This is a genomic window from uncultured Sphingomonas sp. (assembly GCF_913776855.1).
GTDB lineage: Bacteria > Pseudomonadota > Alphaproteobacteria > Sphingomonadales > Sphingomonadaceae > Sphingomonas.
This window is the reverse complement of the sequence record NZ_CAJYQD010000029.1, coordinates 25,150-44,453: the sequence shown is the minus strand read 5'-3', so window position 1 is coordinate 44,453 and position 19,304 is coordinate 25,150. Positions and strand designations below refer to the sequence as shown.

Below are 19,304 nucleotides of genomic sequence, written 5' to 3'. Positions count from 1 at the left end.
GCCTTCTTCTGTCATGCTCGCGACGAGCGGTTTCGGTCCAGCCCATGTGGCCTCCAAGGTCTTCGCAAACCCCGGTGAATCACAACTGACTGAAATCGCTCAACCTAATTATCGGTCGGGCTCTTAGATCACGACGGCTGGTCGCTACCTGTCCGCTGTCTAGGACCGCTTCTCGCTCCCTCGCCCACCGCTGCGCAGCATCCTTTGTCGGGAGTGTCCGGTACTCCGGTTCGTAGCCCTTCCGCCGTACTTGTACGAACCAACCTTTTGCTCGTTTGCTTATGGTCGCCAATCGACCCTCCTGTGTCACCAGTGTGTCAGGAGCGGCAAAACCGTCAAATCCAGCTATCGGCGTAAGAATGCAAAAAGCCGCCAACCCAAAGGGTTAGCGGCTCTCTGAAATGGTGGGCGCGGCAAGGATTGAACTTGCGACCCCTGCGATGTCAACGAAGCGGGCGGCTCAGTTTTCTGCGCTTTTCAGGCACAGGACGGTGCCCCGCCCCCCCGCTGAAACCCGCAGAAAACCGCGCGTTGCCGCACGCAACGCCGAACCCGCGCCGAAGCCCACACTCTCCACATAGCGGCGGCTGACAAGCCGTCCCGCACGCTGGAGCGGCGTCGGAATGCGATTCCGGCGGCGCTTTCGTGCGCCCATCGACTTCCGCGCCGGGAGCCGACCGATGTCGCTTACCCATTCCGATCAAGCCCACCTCGCCCGCGCCACACGCGCCTTGATCCGCAGCACCGGCGCACGATTCGCCGGTCGCCCGCGCGGCCAGGATCGTCAGGTCCACCGCGAGAGCTACGACGTCGACGACAGCCGCGCCCAAGTATCGCGGCGGTGCGCCGACGGTACCGAGGCCGGCACGCTTGCCTGGGCGGATGCGATGGTGAAGACTGCGCGCGAATACGACCTGTTCGAGCGGCAGAAGGGCAAGCCTCGCCCGCTGAAGGACACAGGGATCGTCGTGCTGGAGGCCGTGCTGCGTGGGCACTGGCACGACTTCAAAAGCGGCCGCATCGACCCGGCGCTGAGCCAGATCCAGCGAGCGACAGGCTATGTCCGGCAGACGATCGTCGACGCGCTTGCCCGGCTGGAGCGACACGGTTTCCTTGGATGGGTCCGGCGCACGGAGCGCATCCGCAATCCGATAGCTGGTGGCCCGACGCGCCAGCAGATCAACAACAGCTATTTCGTCGACGAGAGCCGCCTCGCGTCCCGTGCTGGCCGAAACGTCCGCGATCGCTTCCGCCAGCTCCTCGCCCGCGCAAAGGCCCGCCTCGCGCTGAAGGCGAAACAGCAGCCCGTTGCCCCACCCCCTGCGCCGCCAAGCCCTGTGCGCCGCCCAGCGCCGGAGAGCGAGCTATCGAAGGCGCTCGCCGCCTTGGGAGCCGCCGTCGGTCGAGGATCAGGCCCGAGTCTGGATAATGGACTGTCTCCCCCCTCAGAATGAAGATCATAAGGTGTCGCTACCGCGACACGCATCAATAGGACGCCCTACCCCGCCCATCTGTCCCGCCCTGGGCTTTGTCCCCTTGTCGCCACGCTGCGACACACGCACCCGCGCGTCTCGCTGACACGTCGGGACGAGGCGGCTACGCCGCCCCGATGGCTCTGCGGCGGGGACGAGCACGACCCGTGCCAATAGAGCCGCTCCGCCCCGCCTGCGGACAGGTCACGCGGGGGGCATGAGAAGATCGGCCCAGATCTGCATCACGCGGCGGCGCGGGCCGAGCTGCTTCGATCGGTTGTAGGCGCCCTCCACCTTCACATTGACCTCAGCCCCCTTTTTCGCGGCGTGGCCCAAGGCGCGGTCGATCGTGACGCGCTCCCCCGGGTACCGCTCGTTCAGGATCGTCGAGAAGGTGGCGCGCCAACCGTGCGGTACATGCCGGCCGGCGAAGCCGGACTTCCGATACAGCGCGCCGATGGCGCTCTCGGCGATCGGCGCGGCGTTGCCGCGGCTGAAGACCAGGACCGGATCGATCGCCAGCGCGCGGACGACGCGCAGGATTTCCACCGCCTGGCGCGATAGCGGCACGACGTGATCGAACCGCCGGTCGCCCTTCTTCGCCTTTGCCAGTTTCATGCGTCCCGCCGGCACGACCCACACCGGCGCTGGCGGGCCGGCGACCTCCCCGGACCAGTCGACATCGTGCAGCTCGTCCCACTGCATCCCACGCAGCGCGCCCAGGCGGACGCCGGTCAGCGCGAGGAAGCGCGACGCCAGCTGGACGATCGCCGGCGCCGGGACGCCGGTTGACGCCGCCAGCAGCTCGCGCGCGTCGTCGATCGAGACCAGGGCGAGCTGCTCGCCGGCGATCGGCGCGGCCGCGAGCGCCTGCTTCACCGACGCGGCCGGATCGAAGGACGCCCACTCGTTCGCGATCGCAAAGCCGAAGACCTTAGAAATCCGCTGGCGCAGCCGCTTCGATGTCTCGATCGCGCCGCGCGCCTCGACGGCGCGCAGGACGTCGCGAATGTCTGCGACGCCCACGTCGTCGACGTCGATCGTGCCGATCGCCGGGAAGACATCGCGCTCCAGGCTGGTGATGACGTCGCCGGCGTGGATCTCGGTCCAGCTCGACCGCCAGTGCGCGTGCCAGGCGCGGGCGACCGCCTCGAACGTCCGATCTACCTCGGCACGCGCTGCGCGCTCTTCGCGCGGGTCGCGCCCGGCGCGCAGCGCGTCGCGTGCGGCAGCTGCTGCCTCGCGCGCGGCCGACAGGTCGACGTCGGGAAATTGCCCGACGGTCAGCAGCTGCTCGCGGCCGGCGAGGCGGAACCGCACGCGCCACGATTTGAGGCCGGTCGGGGCGACATAGAGGTGGAGGCCCTGCCCGTCGGGCAGCCTATAGGCGCGCGGCTTCGGCCGCGCGGTTCGCACCTGCGCGTTAGTCAGCATTCTAATTTCCTATCTGAAAGCACGAAACCGCACGTTCGAGAGGGGCGGTACCGATGTGCTTGCGTGGCTACTGCATACCGCGCACATTGCCGGTGACCCATGACGACCGGAGGCACTTACCGGGTTGTCCTACAGGGGGTCATCCGCCGGCAGCGCTCGCACTCCCTTGCTCACACTGCCGGCGGATTAGAAGGACTGTTCAACTAAATCATTGTTTTTCTTCGGATCGTTGTAGCGCCGCGGTCGGTTGAGGACCGGCAAGCATCGGTTGGGAGAGCTGCAATGCCAAAATACCGCATCGGGCTTTGTCAGCGACGCGACACCGTCGAACAAATCGAGGTCGACCTGCCAGATGTGGGTCACCTTCGTACGGAACTCAGCGAGTTCGCCGGACAGCTCTTAAAAGACGCTCCAGAGTCGATCTGGAAGGACGAGGACTGGCATATCGAGGCCAAGAACGCTGCGGGACTGACGCTCTACCGATTAGTGATATTTGCGGGAAAATCTCCGGCTATGGTTGCAACGGTAGACGGGTAGGACAGAAGGCTGGAAACTCATCCGGGAGTCCGACCGCGAAGCATTTTTCCTTGAAGTATCGGGCTGTTACGTAGAGATCGGTCGTGCGGTCGATGTCGGGTATCAGCTACACAGTTGTCCGCCGCAACTGACCGCTCGCCGGCAGCTCCGCTCCCCGGATCGCTGCTGGCGGTTCGAGCAACGGGCGGACAATCCCTCCGCCGTGGTTCAAAAAGAACCTTGGAAATGCGTGGGTTTTCACGGTTGCGTTGGGGCAGTCGTACCCACGCTGTACCCGTGATTTCGGCACCCAAGCGAACTGGGCCTCAAACGTCAGCGATCACCAGCGCACAAGGCGATGATGGGCAACGGCCTCGAGCAGCTGCGCCCACTCGGCGGCGTGGACATTGTCGGGCAGAGCGCCCGAAGCATTGGCCCCGACCCGGCCGCCAAGCATCGCTTCTTCATCGAAGAAGATGGCGCCCGAATTCAGCGCGATCTGCAGCGCGCGAACGCGCCACATCATGCGCACCGCGTCCGTCCCGTAGTTGCCGGACGCACCGCCGATCGACGGCCAGATCAGCACCACGCTACCGGTCAGCTTGGCCTTGGTGACGATCGCGCGGATGTTCGCTTCCCACACCGCCAGCGAGACACCCGTGTTGATGTCGTGCGTCCCAAGCTTCACGAAGGTCAGGTGAGGCTGATAGCTCCCAAGGGCGTTCAGCGGCGACGCCGGTTTGGCGGTGCTGCCCTGCACGATGCTGGTCGTGCCATAGATCGAGAAATTGGCGACCTCGATCCCCGGCAGGGCGCTGTCCCATGCCACCGTACCCGCGACCGACACATAGCCACCGCTGATATAGCTGTACTGGATGGGATCGGCGGATTTGGTCGTGAAGACGATTTCCGACCGGGTGAAGCCTTCGGCGCCGACCGTGCCGATCGTGAAGGATTCGCTCGCCTTGGCGATCCGAAGCTGACCACCACCGGTGCTGACACGTACAAAGATCGATGCCCGGTCGATCGGACGTGAAGGCTGGAAATATCCGATCCCGGAGCCGATCGTCGCCACACAAGGCCCGCCCAGCGACACCTCGCCGCCGCCCCACCCCGTGAACCCGCTGCGCCGGGGATCATAGGCCGCGATCGCAGTCGGATTTGCCATGCCCGCCGTACCGAACCAGCTATCGCGGATGGAGAAACCATCGGTCGCCAGCATACTCGCCAGCTGGGACGGCCAACCGCCGACGCGGCCGCACTGGTGATAGTCGCCGTCTGGACTGGCACGGCGTCAGGGATCGGCAGCGTGCTGCCCGTGTCGGCCCGCGCATTCGTGCGCGAGACGACGATATGGACTTTCGCCATGGGGCGGCTCCTTTCAGGGAATGGGACAGTCGGCCGGCGCGCTGCCGGTCCGGAAGATGGCGTCGGTGCAGACGTTTCCCGGCGACATCGACTACCTGCGCCTCGCGGCCGAGATCCTGAATGCGCCCATAGAACAGCTTGGCGCGCCCGGCCGGCGTGCCGATCAAGCCGATCTGCAGCTTCAGCGAGGTCCGCAGTACCTTGTGCGACAATCCCGCGCGCAGTTTGCCCGACAGACGTGGCGAACGGGCGATGATCGCCTGCAGAATGCGTCGACCGGTCGTATCCAGCTCGGTGACCAGCTCGGCGCGCGCCGTATCCGGCATCCGTCGCAGCAGCCGGCGAAACCGGGCAATGCCTTTGATGGGTCGCCGACGCTGCGCCATCAGGACCGTGCCCCGCTCTCGCACGTCATCACCAGCGCGTCGCCGGCGTCGTTGGGAGCGCAGGACTTGATGGACATCACCACCGCGCCCCAGACGAGCTGCTGCTCGATCGTCAGCGGCGCGCGACGGCGGATCGTCACGCGGTAGAGCAGGTACTCGCGCGATCCCACGGTACGCATACTGTCGCGGATGGCATCCATCGCGCGACCCCAACGCGGGTCTTTGCTATCCACGCGCAGCAGCATCAGCAGCCCGGCACGGTTGATCTGGCCTTCCTTCTCCACGCTGAAGGCGCGGTTGACGATGGCGCGCAGCTCAGGCGGACTGCCGCCTGCCCACTCGGTCAGGCATTCGTCGATCAGCGCCTTGGCCGCGAGCAGCTCGGGGCCGAAGTCGTACTGGTCGCTGACCTGCACCTTCAGCTGCTGGCACCCGTCGAAGGTGGTCAGCGTCATGTTGCCCTTCTTGCCGCCCACGGTCACGCCGTATTGCTGATCGAGCAGGGCCTGCAGCGCGCCGATCTGGGCGAACGATTCGACCCGGAAGGCGGCGAGCTGATCCGACATCGCCTTGGCGCGCTGGATGATACCGCGCACCAGCTCGTCGATCAGCAGGTCGCCGGCCTTGATGGCGGTGATCGGCACCAGGTTGCCCTTGCAATCTTGCAGGTACAGCTCGCCGCCTACCTCGACGGCACCGGGATGCGGCTTATCCGACATGCCGGCCTCCGACGGACAGCACCGCGTTGGTCCCGATGACACGGCCCACGCCGCGCGACACGACATTGACGTCGGTCGAAACGGCCGCGCGGAACAGCTCGCGCAGTAGGCTGACCGGCACGCCGATCAGCGCGGTCTCGGGATGGCCGGCATCCAGCACCTGCTCGATCTGTTGACGGGGGATCGACATCACCATGCTGCCTTCGTGCCATCGGCGCTGACGTACAGCGGCGGGTTCGTGGGACGGGCCTGTCGGCCCCGGAAAATAGCAACCAGATCGGCGGCGATCGCCTGCGCGTCGGTCTCCAGCTCCTCGAAGAGCTTCGGTGTCATCTCGCCCAGGCGCGCCCGGTGGGTCAGCACGTCGAACCGATCCGAGAGGCGTTCGAGCTGATCGGGCACGTTCGAGCGCGCCTGGACGGGGCGACGCTGGCGGGAGTGGTCGTGGACCATGCATCAGCCTCCTCATGCCAAAGCGCCCGCCGATCCCAGGGGGGAGGTCGGCGGGCGCCGGGCGCAGCTATCGCGGGGTCGGAATTGCCAGTTACGTGACCGTTTTCGCAGGTGACCTTGTGGGAAGTTCCCCAAAGGTAACGGGTCAGACCCGTTTCCACCCGTCCAGCGCGCGGATCAAAATGGCTTTCGTCCGGCGGTTCGACTTCCGCCAGCGCCGGGCCGCTTCGACCAGCCCCATGTCGTCGACGATGATCGCGAGGAGCATGGCGCCGTCGGCGCCGATCGCGGCGCGCCACCGCGTGTACGCCTGCTCGCGAAGCACGGCGCCGATGCGCTCGGCCGACGCGGCATTCGGCCCGCCGCCACTGCCGCGCGGCTCCAGCTTGGCGGTGCGGACCGCAACGTCAGCCGTGATCGCTTCGTGCGCCGTCGCGATCTCCTGGGCGGCCGCCAGCTGGTGAACGTCGAGCGCGCCCGTTGCGACGAGGCGGGCGAGCGATCCCTCCCGTCGACGCTCGGCCGCCGCGAAATCATGCGTCTGCGGTGTGCCGAACGCCTTGTGCGACCAGCGCTCGCGTTGCGCGACTTGCTCCTCGATGCCGGGCGCCAGGCGAACGATCGTCGGCGCCTTTCCCTTGCGCGCCTTATTGCGTCCAGGCTTAGGCCGAGGCGCGCCCAGCACTAGGTGCGCGAACCGCTGCCGCTCGTAATCGTCGGTGTTGGCCGCAGGTCTGCCTGCTGCGGCGCTAGTCGGAATTCCGGCCATGGTGATCCCCTTCAGGATCGGGGATATGATCGAGGATCGCCACCAGCGACAGATTCCCTTGTGGTAACGGCAGGACGTCGGGCGGACAGACGAAATCGTTGTCGATCTTCATGCCCATGCCGCGCATCCGCTCGATCAGATGGCGATCCATCAGCCCCGGAACAGTGATCGCCCGTTGCGCACCAGGTGCGCGATCGATCATCTTCTCGGCCGCGAGCTTTTTCACCAGCGCCTTCGCGCGAGTGTCGCTGACCGATAGCGAGATCGCGATCTCGCGCATCGAAGGGCTGCGCCCTTCCCGCACGATATAAGCGGAGATGTACGCCAGCGCCTGATCTTTTCTGCTGCTGACCGCGCCCACCGTGTGCTTTCCTCCCGGCGTCAGCGCCTTCCACGATATAGAAACAGGTGCCGCTACTTCGAGAAGTTTCTGACCAATGGTGTCCTTTAGCCGCCCGCCAAATCTAACAGAAGGTACATTAGCTCGAGATAGGAACCTCCCATTAATCTCCCTTCGAAGAATTTATGGACTCCGCGCGAGCCGCTAGTTCAGCCCACTTTTCCGCCGCACGGATATGAAGTTCACGATGCTCTGGCATAACCGAAGCACTGGCCAAACGAAGCTCGCGCGCGGCATGATTGCGATAGGCGGCTGCTGAATCTTTGGCATCCATTACGATACCGTTATGATCCAAGTTTGTGACAATTTCAATATCGTATACGCGCGGCGCTTTACCTAGCGGCTACTTTTACGGCGGAGACCCCCTCCGCCTTGCGCGCGGAAATACGGGGCGTTTGGCCCTGACGGTACCCGCGTTCTCGTGATTGATACCCTCAGCAGCTTTCACCTAAATAGCGGACGAAGCGATGATGTGCGACAAAGGGGAATGAAGCTGCCCCTCACCCTCGCCCTCACGATTGCTTTGACTGCCTGCGCCGGTGGAAATGTCCCCCTAAACACGGACTTTTCGCCTCCGATCTCAACTGAGATCGCTCGCAGTTTTGCGTTGCGGGACCGCTATGATGCGCCCAAGCACATTGGAGCAACCGCGATCTTTGTGGACAGCGTGGCCGTCCACCATATCTATGCGGAAGCCAGTACCATTGCCTGGAAGGATGAGGCGGGAAATTGGCAGTGGAGTCAAGTATCTGAAATTGGTCCAGGCGGCCTTCTGCCGGTGGAGCGCAAACTAGAATCGAACAAGAGCAGGTCGTTGACTGCGTCAGATTCGCAAAGACTTGACCAGTTGATCGCAGATGCCCGCTTGTACAGCGAGAGCGCGCTGACAACCGAAGCAACGGGTGTTGGTATTTCGCGGCACGTCATGAGCATCGTTACGCCGTTCGGCCGCAAGACCATTACTTGGGATGGGCGCCTTAAAGGGATTGGCGGAGCGATCGCTGACATCGTTCTCGGTGCAGGCTGAAAGGCAGCTTCCACCGCTTCCAGACATTCGTTAGGCGGTGATGCCTCCGCCGCGCCCTGCAAAACCGGACGCTTCGTGCAACACATTTTGCGGACTATCTTGGGCGACGGGCAGGGAATGTATGAGCGAACCAATAGCTGAGGGCGCCGCATACGCCAGCAACTAGAGCGGTTGGCCACCCCGCCGGCACCTCTATTCCAGCCGCGGCCAAAGCCTTGACCCCAGCGATAAGGAAGACGGCAGTTAGGACACCCGTGACTAATAGCCGCATGACAGGACCTCGGAATGATCGGCACGCTGAGAGGGTAAGCCGAAACACTACGGCGGAGAAACCCTCCGCCTCAGCAACGCAAAGCTGGCAGTTCTAAGACCGTTGGTACCCGCATTGCGCTGAAAGCTACCCGCGCTAACAGCTCAGCAATCAGCGGTCATGTTGATCGCTGCGGAGCGATAGCGATGCTTGACAGGTCAGTTGCCGCATCAATCGGCACGCCGGCGTCCTTCCGCTCCGAATACCGGTCGACCAGTTGGGCGGTATGAGGGCGCAGCAGGACGGTGAAACGGACCAGCTCCTCCATCACGTCGACGATACGGTCGTAGTAGCTGGACGGCTTCATGCGGCCAGCGTCGTCGAACTCCTCGAACGCCTTGGCGACGCTGGACTGGTTCGGGATCGTGACCATCCGCATCCATCGGCCGAGGACACGCAAGGTGTTCACGCTGTTGAACGACTGCGACCCGGCTGACACCTGCATGACGGCAAGGGTACGGCCTTGCGTCGGCCGCATCCCGCCCATCGACAGCGGCAGGTGGTCGATCTGCAGCTTCATGATACCGGTGATCTGGCCGTGCCGCTCCGGGCTGCACCACACCTGCCCCTCCGACCACATCGACAGCTCGCGCAGCTCTTGGACGGCCGGATGGTCGTCACCGGCGACTTGGTCGGGCAGCGGCAGGGTCGACGGGTCGAAGATGCGTGTCTCCGCGCCGAAGAAGCGCAGCAGGCGAGCCGCCTCCTCGACGCACAACCGGGAGTAGGACCGTTCCCGCAGGGATCCGTAGAGCAGCAGGATCCGCGGGGGCGGATCGCCCTCGCCCATCCCCACGGCAGGCCGGTCGAGCGCGTAGCGGCGGTCGAGCGCCGGCAGGTGGTCGGTGTCAGTGAGGGTGCGGAGGGGCATCAGAAGAAGTTTCCGGTGGGGTTCAAAGGGTTTCCGCAGCTCATCCGGCGTTGATCCGGATCGCCAGTGCAGCGAGCGTGACCAGCAGCACGGGGACGGTCAGCGTCGCGCCGACGCGGAAGTAGTAGCCCCAGCTGATCCGAATGCCCTTCTGCTCAAGAACGTGCAGCCACAGGAGGGTGGCGAGTGACCCGATCGGCGTGATCTTGGGGCCGAGGTCGCAGCCGATCACGTTGGCGTAGACCATTACTTCTTTGACGGTGCCCGTGGCGTGGGTCGCGTCGATCGACAGGGCGCCGACCAGAACCGTCGGCATGTTGTTCATCACCGACGACAGCAGCGCAGCGATGATACCGGTGCCGAACGCTGCGCCCCAGACGCCGCTCTGGGCGGTGCGGTCGAGGAAACCGGCGAGATGGTCGGTCAGGCCAGCGTTCCGCAGGCCGTAGACGACCAGATACATCCCGAGCGAGAAGATCACGACCTGCCACGGTGCGCCACGCAGGACTTTGGGAGTCTCGATGACGTGACCGCGCCCGGCGATGGCGAGCAGCAGAACTGCGCCGGCAGCGGCAACGGCGCTGACTGGAACGCCGATGGGTTCGAGCAGAAAGAAGCCGGCCAGGAGAGCGGCGAGGACCACCCAGCCCGCCTTGAACGTGGCGGAATCACGGATCGCGTCGGCCGGGGTGCCGAGCTGCGCGACGTCGAAGCCGGTCGGCACGTCTCGGCGGAAGAACAGTAGGAGCGCGACCAGCGTCGCGGCGATAGAAGCGAGATCCACCGGCACCATCACCGAGGCGTAGTCGGCGAAGCCGATGCGGAAGAAGTCGGCCGACACGATGTTGACCAGGTTGGACACGATCAGCGGCAGGCTGGCCGTGTCGGCCACGAAGCCCGCCGCCATCACGAACGCCAGCGTCGCCTTGTCGCGGTAGCCCAGCGCCCGCAGCATCGCGATGACGATCGGGGTCAGGATCAGCGCCGCGCCGTCGTTGGCGAACAGCGCCGACACGGCTGCGCCGAGAAGGACGATCAGGACGAACAGTCGTCGACCGTGCCCGCCGCCCCATCGGGCGACGTGCAGCGCCGCCCATTCAAAGAAGCCGGCCTCGTCCAGCAGCAGGCTGACGATGATGATCGCGACGAACGTCGCGGTCGCATTCCAGACGATGCCCCACACCACCGGCACGTCGGAGAGCGAGACCACTCCGACGAGCAGCGCCACGGCCGCGCCGCCCATGGCGCTCCACCCGATGCCAAGGCCTCGGGGCTGCCAGATGACCAGCGCGATCGTGACGACGAAGATGGCGAGGGCGAGGAGCATCAGGCGACGCGGCGCCCGGAGGCGTCCACCACCTGTTCGCCATCCTCCTTGGCGAACGCGCCCCGCTGCGGCTCGGGCAGCAGATCGAGGACGGCCTCGGACGGGCGGCAGAGCCTCACGCCGAGCGGCGAGACGACCAGCGGCCGGTTGATCAGGACCGGGTGCGCCATCATGGCGTCGAGCAGCGCGTCGTCGGTCAGCGAGACGTCGCCGAGGCCTAGCTCGGCGTAGGGCGTGCCCTTCTCGCGCAGCATATCCCGGGGCGTGATGCCGGCGCGGTCGATCAGCTCGACCAGCAGCGCCCGGGACGGCGGGGTCTTCAGATACTCCACGACGTGCGGCTCGATGCCGGCGTTGCGGATCATCGCCAGCGTGTTGCGCGACGTGCCGCAGGCGGGGTTGTGGTAGATCACGACGTCGACGGCCATGGCGCGTCCTTTCAGCAGCAGGGGGTGAGTTCGGCGAGGAGCGGCGCACACAGCTCGGGCGAGCCGGCGCAGCAGTCCTTGACCAGGAACAGCGTCAGCGCCCGCAGGCGGTCGAGGTCGGCGCGGTAGATGATGGACCGGCTGTGCCGCTCGGATCGGACGATGCCAGCGCGCGCGAGGATTCCGAGGTGCGCCGACATGGTGTTCTGCGGCACGTCGAGCTGACGGGCGATCTCGCCCGCTGCCATACCGTCCGGTTCGTGTCGCACCAGGAGGCGGAACACGTCCAGGCGGGTGCTCTGTGCAAGCGCGCCCAAGGCGACAATGGCCGAATCATTATCCATATATCCAGCATATCAGATATATCGGGCTTGGCTATGAAAGTCGCGGCGGAGAACCCCTCCGCAATAACTGCCCCGAAGTGACGTTTCTGCGTTGCTTTCGTACGGTCGTGCGGACCCGGTACCCGAACGATACCCGCCGTATACACCAAACGACCGCAGCAACCTTCGGCGGCCGCCTCTTGACGAACGACCGAGATTCGGCAGTTCTGAAATGATGACCATCGTCGTGGATACTGACCGCCCCTGGGTGCGGGGAAGCAACGCAGCTTTCCAGAACGATAGTATTAAACCGGGCGATACTTTCGCACTAGCGGATGAAACACGAGGCAAACCGTACGGTATATGGCAATTTGACGGGCAGGTTGCGCTTCGTATCGACCTCGGCTCTCAACATCCCCACCATCCGCAACGGCGCGTCTTGGTACCGCAGGGCTCCGAACTTGTGCGTACGCTTGTATCAGCCCTCGGGATTTCCAATGCATCCGTGACAGTTCAGCGAATGGAACTCTCCCCTCGCGCCTTTTACCGGGGGATTGCTCGACCAGAAGCCGATATGCACGGTGGGGCCGCATTCTCCGCACCTGACTATCACATGCGATCGCAAGAATTAATTTCATCCTTATTACAGCTTCGTTCTCTATACCAAGAACTAGAATCTATTTTTGACGTTATACATCCATCTAAAGCCAACATTTTTAGCTTTGGTAACAGTATTATAAATCTAATAATTCTAGCTTGCACTGAATGTGAAGCGCAATGGCTAGCTGTTTTGAAACTAAATGGATACAAAAATAGTAAACCTACTAGGAAAGATTACTATAAACTAAGCAAGCCTATGAAGCTAAACGAGTTTACAGTTATATTACAGCACTATCGAGGTATTGATCCATTAGTTCCATTCGCAGGATGGGACGGATTGAATCCGAAACCATCTCTACCTTGGTACGACGATTACAATGCGTTGAAGCACGATCGGGCAGGCACGTTCGAAAGAGCAACTTTGGGCACTGCCTTAAACTCCATTGCCGCTTGTTGGGTCATGATTGCAGCACAGTACGGTTATCGAGCGTTACGAGAACTGCCAGATCTACAAAACAAGATGAGAATTTGGTATGCTCCGCGATGGAGCCTCTCCGAGTGTTATTTCTCCATGGGTCAGGGCTTTTCGCGAGAGACGGCCGTCCCATACCCATTCTAGACATGTGGCGGCGGAGACACCCTCCGCCGTAACCGCGCAAATCTCGCGCATGACGAGTTGATCGGTGCAAGCTTGCAGGTAGCAGGTACCCACGAACGCAATCGTGCCGATAGCAAGGATAGCGCCGGTGGGTTACGCTCGTCGTATGAAGTCCGTTACCCTTGCGTGCATCTTCCTAGCAGGGTGCAATGGCGCTTATGCCCCCGTTCCGAGAGTCAGCGCGGACGATCGTGAAGAACGATCAGCTCAGGAGCCAAAACCGAGCGTTTGGCTTGTAGATGAAGTTGAGCGTCGGATCAGCCGACTTTTTTGCGTCGGAACGCTCGCCCGCTGGCGTCGCGACTACCGGTATGATTTCCGGCCGAAAGACGTGGATAAAACGAAGGTTCTCTTCGTCCTTATCGGCACCGGCGGAATGTCAGATCGGCGAATTAGCCAGCCGCGCGATACGTACAATGTACCAGCGGGTAAATATCGCTTGGTCGCGGGTGTTTTCAACACGAACAGCAGAACGGTAATTATCGAGCAATGCGGCGACGTCGTCGACGGGTCAATCCCGTCGCAACAGCCATAGATTAGCAGCGCCGGACGCCCCCTCCGCCGCAACCGCCGATCAACCTAGACCCGCGCAGCCCTCCGCTCGCCCCCCACAAATCGGACAGGCTGATCCGAAGACGCCCCGCCCCATTCCACCGGCAACTACGAGAGCGGGGTAGACCGCATCCAGCGATCGGCCTCGTCATACTCCAGGAACGTCCGGCAATTCGGTGCGGTCAGGTAACGCTCGGTCTGTAGTTTCCCCAGACTGGACGCTGCCACCGCTGCGATCGGGGACTTCGTCACCATCAGCGCTTTTGGCATCATACCGGCGAGCGATTCGATAACAGAAGCCGGCTGTATCGGTGCATTCCGCATATCGACGAGCGTGTAGAACGTGCCGTGGCGAAGGCGTATCGCAGTCCCCTTGGCGATCAGTTCCGCGGCAAACTTTGCCGCCAAGCCCCCGGACCAGAACCCATAGGTTGTGATCTTGAGTGTACGGCTCGGAAGATCATAGGCGATTTCGTATTTTGCCGGCCCGGTATGCATGTGACGCGTTACCCTCAAATCTTGGCGTAGGTAGAAATGAGAGCTGGACGCAGCGCGACCTGCTCGAGACGAATTCGGTCCTCAATCCCTCTCGCAACGTGTGCTGAAGCCTCGCGGTACCCGGCCCAGTCCTCCCTGATTCTATCGAGCGTCCACGTTGCAACGTGACGATTTACCCAGGCTCTGCGCTCAGCGAGGTCGCGATCCAGATCGGCGATCACGCCCGGAATCCCTGGCACGTTCGCCTGCCGCAAAAGCGGGTACACCTCTTGCTGCAGATACCTGGACCTTTTCATGCTTACCGCCATCAACTCGTGACGTGCATGGCTGATCTGGCCGATGTCGGGCACGGACGATCGACACAGCGCGCGCATGGCACTCACTTTCTGACGTAGTACCGCGTAATGTTGGTCAAGCTGTTCGATCATGATGTCCGTCTCGATGAAGCGGACGGCATATCGGCGCAGGCGTGACGATCCGTTAACTCGAGCTGCTCGGTACGGATTGCCCCCTAACGGACGCTGCAGCGGCGGACGTCCCGTCCGACGCTAGCCCTTAGACCGGCGAAAGTGCGTCAATCTCGTTGATCCCGCAGTAAACAATACCCGCTCGATACCCGCAACGCGGAGCTGCGTCCCACGAAGGCCCTGCCTGCGTCGGCGTTTAGGTGGTGGTTGAGCGGGTAGCGCCGGGGGTCATCGTTTGGGCGACATAAAGAAGTGCCGCGCGGGCTTTATCATCTAGCTCGCGAAATGCTTCGATCAACGCTGTTTCGAGCTGTGACAGCTCCGGCTCGTCTGGTGCGTTCAAGGTCGGGTCGTCGACTTCACCGGTCAGATAAGCAGGTGTCGTTCCGACAATTCGCGCAAGCTGGTCGATTCGGGCCGTACTGCGCTGTTCGCCCTTTGCGAGGCGCGTGATCGTCGGCTGCTGAACACCCAGTTGGCGAGCAATCGCAGTGTAGGACAGCCCCGACGTACGGATCCGCTCTACTAACCGTTCCGGAATGATGCGAGCTGGGCGCATGTATGCCGTAGCTATACGGATACGTATTGCGCGGAACCCTGAGTATGCGTATAGTCCGTCTCATACGGATGCGTATAGGGATGAGTCGGGCAGATGGGGACGACTGAACATGACGACCCGGGCATGGTCTTCGCGGAAGGTGTCCAGATCATCGGTAGCGGCTCCGCAACCGCTCGGCTTCTCGGCGTGACGCAGCCAACCATTTGGCGCTGGCTGAAAGCCAAAAAGGCTTGCCCGGCCGAACATGTCGCAATCTTCGCTGAGGCAACAGGTATCCCGAGGCGGCGGCTCCGGCCTGACCTGTATGCGGATCAGCCCTCAATTTTTCCCGCAGACGGCGTTGTCGGTTCGCCCGCATGATGCTCTATGCCCTTCCTTCTTCCCGCCGCCGTTATTGCGGGCGGAAACCGTGCCCGGCTGTTTCTTTTCTTACCGGCCGGGCACGGACCACCCAGCGCAGTTCCGTACGCACCGGTGGTGCCGATCGTCTGTCGCGATCGGCACGGCATTTCCCGACAAGTGCTGCGTGAAAGCCCGCGACCCTTTCTCGATCAAGCAGACGCTGTGCGACGTGATCGACGCGATTTCCATGGATCGCGCCGCCGCCGTGACCGGTCGCACGCCAGGTTATCTGCGCATCATGTCCGATGAGGACCAGCGCGGCGATCTGACATGTCGGGACGCCATCCTGCTCGATGCGGAATACGAAGCGCTGCTGGGCGGTCGTCCGCTCACGGACATGATGCGTCTGCAGATCGATGCCGTGCGTCCCGACCAAACCGCCAGTGCGGCGGCAGCACTCGAGGCAACGCTCGAAATCATCCGCGAGAGCGGTGAAGCGCATGCGGCGCTGATCGCCGCCTCGGTCCCCGGCGCCACGCTATCAACCCGTCGCCGGGCAATACGGGAAATTCTCCAGTCGCTGAGCGCCAAGCGCCGGCTGCTCCCCATTCTTCGGACCCTTACGCGCCGCCAACCGCAAGCCCCCTGACGTCGGCCACCGACGCTTCCCGACCACCTGACCACCGCCGGTTCGCGAACACCACGGTTCGCGGAGCGGATTTCTGCTGCCCGGACACATTCCCCATGAGCCGCCGATCCACTCGCCGAAGCCTGCGCGCCGCGACCGTCCTTGCTGGATTGGCGATCGGCTTCGTCGCGCTCGGTCGGAGCGAGCTGGCGATCGCCAGCGCCGCGCTGTGGGCAATCGTCGTCCTGCACGTCCTCTACCAGCTCTCCCGCGGAGACCGTTGATGCGCCACCCTGCCCCCCGCACTGCCGATCACGCCGCCATCCATCACGCCGACTGCCGCTGCGACGACTGCAATCCGCCCGTGCCCAGCGTGCCCGAAAGCCTGCTCGGCCCGGTAGAAGTGCTCGGCGGCATCGCCTTCGGCCTCCTCAATGCCTGGATCATTGATCGTCTGCTCGACGGCCCCGGCATCCAGATCCTTTTAGGCCTGTGACGATGGACACGGCGACCAACCTCGCGAACGCGCTGGAGGCAGCGGTGCTGGCCCTGCGCGTGTTCCAGCACGGTAACGGGACCAGCGAGCTCGCGCGCTCGATTGCCGACGTAGGAGAGGCAGCGCTGCATCACGCCGGGTTCGGGGAGCTGATCCAACGCGCGCCTGAACCGGACGCCGGCCCGGTATCGCCGTCCTGCAAGCACCGCGCAAAAGTCGTCCGTGACGCATTCATCGCTTTGGCGTGCGACGCGCGCGACGACCGCGAAGCGGTAGCGTTGGTCGCCCTCGCCACACGATCGACCTCGCCCCGCCTTGCACGCCTTGCCCGGATGATCGCGAAATGACCGCCGTCCCGAATCCGTTCGCCGGTCCTGACGCTGCGCTCGTCGACGCGATCGCCGCCGAGATCGGCGCAGGCTTCGTCACGGGCTATTCGCCGATCGCAGTGCGTCACATCTCCGATCCACGCATCGGCACCGCGACGTTGATGGCTGCGGTCGCGCAGGCGCACGCCGCCGGCCTGGTCAAGGCGATCCGCACAGCCGCCGGCGGCGACGTCCGCCAGTTCGTCGCGGAAATCGCTGGGTGGATCGATGCGGAGGTAGCGCGATGACCGATCGGTCAAGGCACGATCCTTATTACGCCCCGCCAGAGGCGCGCCGTTTCGGGGTACATCCATACGAAATTCGGCGGGTGATGGCGCGGCATTCGGCCGACGTCGAACTCGCGCTCGGCATCCTCGTCCGCGCGGCCGAGCGCTGCGGCGCGAATGGCGAGCTTTCGCGCGATCGCACGCTGTACGAAGCGGTGCTGAAGGAAATGACCATGCGCATGGTCAAGATCGCATGGTCGGCCGAGGGCTGGAACGCCATGGCAGCAAGCGACGCGCTGATCGAAATCCGTGTGGCGATGCAGGCAGCCTTCCCGGCAGCGGCGGAAGACGGAGGTATGGGCGGATGACCCACGACACCTTCACTACCCGCCACCTGACGGCCGGCTGCTCCGTCTGTCACGGAACGGACGCGCACTGGACCGGTCCGAACGCGCAGGCCCTCGCCGCCCAGCATCACGATCGGACGAAGCACCACACCTGGTGTGAGGTGCATCTGTCGATCCGCTACGGCACCGACGTCCGCGATGATCGCCAGGCCGACATCGAGGACGCGATTGCGTCCGTCACCAAGGGAGTAGCCGCATGACCGCGTACAGCATCGTCACGCTCGGTCGCCGACTAAGTCGCGCAGTCGAGCAAGGCAAAGGCATCAAGCTAGAGGCTCGTGACGTCGATTTGCTCGGAAGCCTTGGGTTTTTCGACGACGTACACACCGCCACCGCAAAATTTATCAAGGAACAGTCGCTGTGCCGGATCGCGCGCCGCCAATCTATCGACGGGGCAAATACTGGGTCGACAAACTCTGTCGAGAAGACGGGACCGAGCGCAGTCCAAACTGGTACGTCTTCTGGTACGACGTCGACGCGCGACGCGAGGCAAGCGCGTCGACGGGTACAGCCGACACTGACGAGGCGATAAGGGCGTGTGATCGTCGCTATCTCGCCGATCGCGGCGAATCGCACGCCTTCTGCTATGCTTGCGGACAACCGTTGGCATCGGCAGCCGACTATCTGCTGCTCGACGCGATCGCCGATTATCGGATTGAGCATGGCGACCTGCAGATCTCGGCCACGACGATCGCAGCACGCTTGAAACACGTCGTCGACTTCGTGGATGCGGAGGAAGCGGCCGGCGGCATATTCGGGATTGCGACCTCCTGCGCGACGGCGTGCGGGACACCGTTCATCACCGCATTCCGCGCCTGGTCCAAGGTCCAGCCGGTCGTGTCGCGGAACAAGAAGCAGGAGATCACCACGTCGCGGCCCCGATCGGCGGCATCGACCGAGGAATCGGTCCTGCAGCTCGCGGCCGTGCTAAATCATGCGGCCGACGCCGATCCGCCCCGATCGGAGCGTCAGCCGATTTACAAGCCGCTTCCCCGGAGTCAGGTGTCGCGGCCCCGGATGCGCCGGGCCGACGTCGCCACGCTCGTAAGGATGCTCGCTTTCGCTGCCGAGCCCGACAAGAAGCGCGCCTCGCTACACGCCTTCCTCGTCGCCTCGATCTGCACCGCCGCTCGGCCTGACACGGTGTTCGACATTTCCGTCGCGCCAGAGCGCGGCCAGTGGGAGCCGGGCCTGCGCGTCATCGACCTGAACCCGCACGGCCGGGCACAGACCAAGAAGTATCGGCCGATCATTCCGGTCATGCCGGTGCTGGACGACTGGTTGCGCGCGGAATGGCGCGCCTACCAGAAGCTGGATCGGGCCGAGCGAATCGGCGCGGGCTTTCTGGTGAACTATTACGGCCGCCCCGTTTCGAGCGTCCGCACCGCATGGCGAAGCATGATCGCCGAGCTCGGCCTGCCGGCAACGCGCGAATGGGGCACCTATGTGCTTCGACACACGCTGGCGACCCTGCTGCGTCAGAACGGCGCGGATAAGTGGGAGCTGCAGAACTTCCTGGGCCATGCTCGCACGACCACGGACATCTATGCCGTCAGCATATATCCGAGCGTGACGAACGGCCTCACCGCCATTCTCGACGAGATCGAGCAGCTATCTCCGGGGGCGTTGCGCCGAAAATGCGCAGAAAAGGCACTACCCGGCCCTTCCACCGTGGAGGTGAAAATGACCGGGTAGCAAC

At 63.6% G+C, this 19,304-nt stretch carries 27 protein-coding genes; 13 read left to right on the top strand and 14 right to left on the bottom strand.

Features of this window, described 5'->3' with window-relative positions; translation table 11 throughout:
- The first annotated feature begins 680 nt into the window (after positions 1 to 680).
- Positions 681 to 1,454 carry a hypothetical protein gene (locus QZ755_RS07795; protein WP_294321626.1) on the top strand — a complete coding sequence of 258 codons (774 nt, stop codon included), beginning with the start codon at positions 681 to 683 and terminating at the stop codon, positions 1,452 to 1,454.
- A gap of 222 nt (positions 1,455 to 1,676) precedes the next feature.
- On the opposite strand, the gene QZ755_RS07790 is transcribed toward QZ755_RS07795, so the two are convergent.
- The gene (locus QZ755_RS07790; RefSeq protein WP_294321623.1) at positions 1,677 to 2,906 is read right to left on the bottom strand and encodes an integrase arm-type DNA-binding domain-containing protein; all 1,230 of its coding nucleotides are present in this window, start codon (positions 2,904 to 2,906) and stop codon (positions 1,677 to 1,679) included.
- A gap of 282 nt (positions 2,907 to 3,188) precedes the next feature.
- Here QZ755_RS07790 and QZ755_RS07785 point away from each other — a divergent pair, with 282 nt between their 5' ends.
- On the top strand, positions 3,189 to 3,443 hold the full coding sequence (locus QZ755_RS07785; protein ID WP_294321621.1) for a hypothetical protein: 255 nt from the start codon (positions 3,189 to 3,191) through the stop codon (positions 3,441 to 3,443).
- 319 nt (positions 3,444 to 3,762) lie between these two features.
- On the opposite strand, the gene QZ755_RS07780 is transcribed toward QZ755_RS07785, so the two are convergent.
- The 6 genes from QZ755_RS07780 to QZ755_RS07755 all read right to left on the bottom strand — a co-directional run bounded on the left by QZ755_RS07780 (position 3,763) and on the right by QZ755_RS07755 (position 7,478).
- Positions 3,763 to 4,644 carry a hypothetical protein gene (locus QZ755_RS07780; RefSeq protein WP_294321618.1) on the bottom strand — a complete coding sequence of 294 codons (882 nt, stop codon included), beginning with the start codon at positions 4,642 to 4,644 and terminating at the stop codon, positions 3,763 to 3,765.
- Between the two features lie 531 nt (positions 4,645 to 5,175).
- Positions 5,176 to 5,895 (bottom strand): DUF3164 family protein, encoded by a 720-nt coding sequence (locus QZ755_RS07775; RefSeq protein ID WP_294321616.1) that lies wholly within the window; start codon positions 5,893 to 5,895, stop codon positions 5,176 to 5,178.
- Positions 5,885 to 6,085, bottom strand: a complete 201-nt coding sequence (locus QZ755_RS07770) for a hypothetical protein (RefSeq protein WP_294321613.1) — start codon at positions 6,083 to 6,085, stop codon at positions 5,885 to 5,887. Before QZ755_RS07770 ends, QZ755_RS07775 begins: the two co-directional genes overlap by 11 nt.
- Complete coding sequence (locus tag QZ755_RS07765) at positions 6,085 to 6,348, bottom strand: hypothetical protein (protein WP_294321604.1); 264 nt, start codon at positions 6,346 to 6,348, stop codon at positions 6,085 to 6,087. The genes QZ755_RS07770 and QZ755_RS07765 overlap by 1 nt, the downstream gene beginning before the upstream one ends.
- A gap of 145 nt (positions 6,349 to 6,493) precedes the next feature.
- On the bottom strand, positions 6,494 to 7,117 hold the full coding sequence (locus QZ755_RS07760; RefSeq protein WP_294321601.1) for a hypothetical protein: 624 nt from the start codon (positions 7,115 to 7,117) through the stop codon (positions 6,494 to 6,496).
- A complete protein-coding gene (locus QZ755_RS07755) occupies positions 7,098 to 7,478 on the bottom strand; it encodes a hypothetical protein (RefSeq protein WP_294321598.1) in 381 nt (126 codons plus the stop codon). The genes QZ755_RS07760 and QZ755_RS07755 overlap by 20 nt, the downstream gene beginning before the upstream one ends.
- 526 nt (positions 7,479 to 8,004) lie before the next feature.
- Here QZ755_RS07755 and QZ755_RS07750 point away from each other — a divergent pair.
- Complete coding sequence (locus QZ755_RS07750) at positions 8,005 to 8,544, top strand: hypothetical protein (RefSeq protein WP_294321595.1); 540 nt, start codon at positions 8,005 to 8,007, stop codon at positions 8,542 to 8,544.
- Positions 8,545 to 8,972: 428 nt separating this feature from the next.
- Here QZ755_RS07750 and arsH read toward each other — a convergent pair whose 3' ends face one another.
- From arsH to QZ755_RS07730, 4 genes are read right to left on the bottom strand one after another with little or no spacing between them, the layout of a single operon-like run.
- Positions 8,973 to 9,725, bottom strand: coding sequence for an arsenical resistance protein ArsH (gene arsH / locus QZ755_RS07745; RefSeq protein WP_294321591.1), 753 nt, complete (start codon positions 9,723 to 9,725; stop codon positions 8,973 to 8,975).
- Between the two features lie 40 nt (positions 9,726 to 9,765).
- Positions 9,766 to 11,052 carry an arsenic transporter gene (locus QZ755_RS07740; RefSeq protein ID WP_294321588.1) on the bottom strand — a complete coding sequence of 429 codons (1,287 nt, stop codon included), beginning with the start codon at positions 11,050 to 11,052 and terminating at the stop codon, positions 9,766 to 9,768.
- Entirely contained in the window at positions 11,052 to 11,480 is a 429-nt protein-coding gene (gene arsC / locus QZ755_RS07735) for an arsenate reductase (glutaredoxin) (RefSeq protein WP_294321585.1), read from the bottom strand. Before arsC ends, QZ755_RS07740 begins: the two co-directional genes overlap by 1 nt.
- A gap of 11 nt (positions 11,481 to 11,491) precedes the next feature.
- On the bottom strand, positions 11,492 to 11,824 hold the full coding sequence (locus QZ755_RS07730) for a metalloregulator ArsR/SmtB family transcription factor (protein ID WP_294321582.1): 333 nt from the start codon (positions 11,822 to 11,824) through the stop codon (positions 11,492 to 11,494).
- Positions 11,825 to 12,035: 211 nt separating this feature from the next.
- Between QZ755_RS07730 and QZ755_RS07725 the strand changes: the two genes are divergently transcribed.
- Positions 12,036 to 13,022, top strand: coding sequence for a hypothetical protein (locus QZ755_RS07725; RefSeq protein ID WP_294321579.1), 987 nt, complete (start codon positions 12,036 to 12,038; stop codon positions 13,020 to 13,022).
- A gap of 699 nt (positions 13,023 to 13,721) precedes the next feature.
- Here the strand turns inward: QZ755_RS07725 and QZ755_RS07720 are convergent.
- From QZ755_RS07720 to QZ755_RS07710, 3 genes are all read right to left on the bottom strand, one after another.
- Entirely contained in the window at positions 13,722 to 14,111 is a 390-nt protein-coding gene (locus tag QZ755_RS07720; RefSeq protein ID WP_294321576.1) for a hypothetical protein, read from the bottom strand.
- A gap of 14 nt (positions 14,112 to 14,125) precedes the next feature.
- The gene (locus tag QZ755_RS07715; protein ID WP_294321574.1) at positions 14,126 to 14,539 is read right to left on the bottom strand and encodes a hypothetical protein; all 414 of its coding nucleotides are present in this window, start codon (positions 14,537 to 14,539) and stop codon (positions 14,126 to 14,128) included.
- Positions 14,540 to 14,774: 235 nt separating this feature from the next.
- Positions 14,775 to 15,137 carry a helix-turn-helix transcriptional regulator gene (locus tag QZ755_RS07710; protein ID WP_294321570.1) on the bottom strand — a complete coding sequence of 121 codons (363 nt, stop codon included), beginning with the start codon at positions 15,135 to 15,137 and terminating at the stop codon, positions 14,775 to 14,777.
- A gap of 93 nt (positions 15,138 to 15,230) precedes the next feature.
- Between QZ755_RS07710 and QZ755_RS15390 the strand changes: the two genes are divergently transcribed.
- The 9 genes from QZ755_RS15390 (at position 15,231) to QZ755_RS07670 (ending at position 19,300) form a co-directional block, all read left to right on the top strand.
- Complete coding sequence (locus QZ755_RS15390) at positions 15,231 to 15,497, top strand: YdaS family helix-turn-helix protein (protein ID WP_366509169.1); 267 nt, start codon at positions 15,231 to 15,233, stop codon at positions 15,495 to 15,497.
- 166 nt (positions 15,498 to 15,663) lie between these two features.
- Positions 15,664 to 16,128, top strand: coding sequence for a hypothetical protein (locus QZ755_RS07705; RefSeq protein WP_294321567.1), 465 nt, complete (start codon positions 15,664 to 15,666; stop codon positions 16,126 to 16,128).
- Positions 16,129 to 16,223: 95 nt separating this feature from the next.
- A complete protein-coding gene (locus QZ755_RS07700; protein WP_294321563.1) occupies positions 16,224 to 16,391 on the top strand; it encodes a hypothetical protein in 168 nt (55 codons plus the stop codon).
- Complete coding sequence (locus QZ755_RS07695) at positions 16,391 to 16,603, top strand: hypothetical protein (RefSeq protein WP_294321560.1); 213 nt, start codon at positions 16,391 to 16,393, stop codon at positions 16,601 to 16,603. The genes QZ755_RS07700 and QZ755_RS07695 overlap by 1 nt, the downstream gene beginning before the upstream one ends.
- A gap of 2 nt (positions 16,604 to 16,605) precedes the next feature.
- Entirely contained in the window at positions 16,606 to 16,950 is a 345-nt protein-coding gene (locus tag QZ755_RS07690; RefSeq protein ID WP_294321558.1) for a hypothetical protein, read from the top strand.
- On the top strand, positions 16,947 to 17,219 hold the full coding sequence (locus QZ755_RS07685; RefSeq protein ID WP_294321555.1) for a hypothetical protein: 273 nt from the start codon (positions 16,947 to 16,949) through the stop codon (positions 17,217 to 17,219). The genes QZ755_RS07690 and QZ755_RS07685 overlap by 4 nt, the downstream gene beginning before the upstream one ends.
- An 83-nt stretch (positions 17,220 to 17,302) precedes the next feature.
- Complete coding sequence (locus QZ755_RS07680; RefSeq protein WP_294321552.1) at positions 17,303 to 17,566, top strand: hypothetical protein; 264 nt, start codon at positions 17,303 to 17,305, stop codon at positions 17,564 to 17,566.
- On the top strand, positions 17,563 to 17,805 hold the full coding sequence (locus QZ755_RS07675; RefSeq protein ID WP_294321549.1) for a hypothetical protein: 243 nt from the start codon (positions 17,563 to 17,565) through the stop codon (positions 17,803 to 17,805). Before QZ755_RS07680 ends, QZ755_RS07675 begins: the two co-directional genes overlap by 4 nt.
- 160 nt (positions 17,806 to 17,965) lie before the next feature.
- The gene (locus QZ755_RS07670; RefSeq protein WP_294321547.1) at positions 17,966 to 19,300 is read left to right on the top strand and encodes a site-specific integrase; all 1,335 of its coding nucleotides are present in this window, start codon (positions 17,966 to 17,968) and stop codon (positions 19,298 to 19,300) included.
- The last annotated feature ends 4 nt before the right edge of the window (positions 19,301 to 19,304 follow it).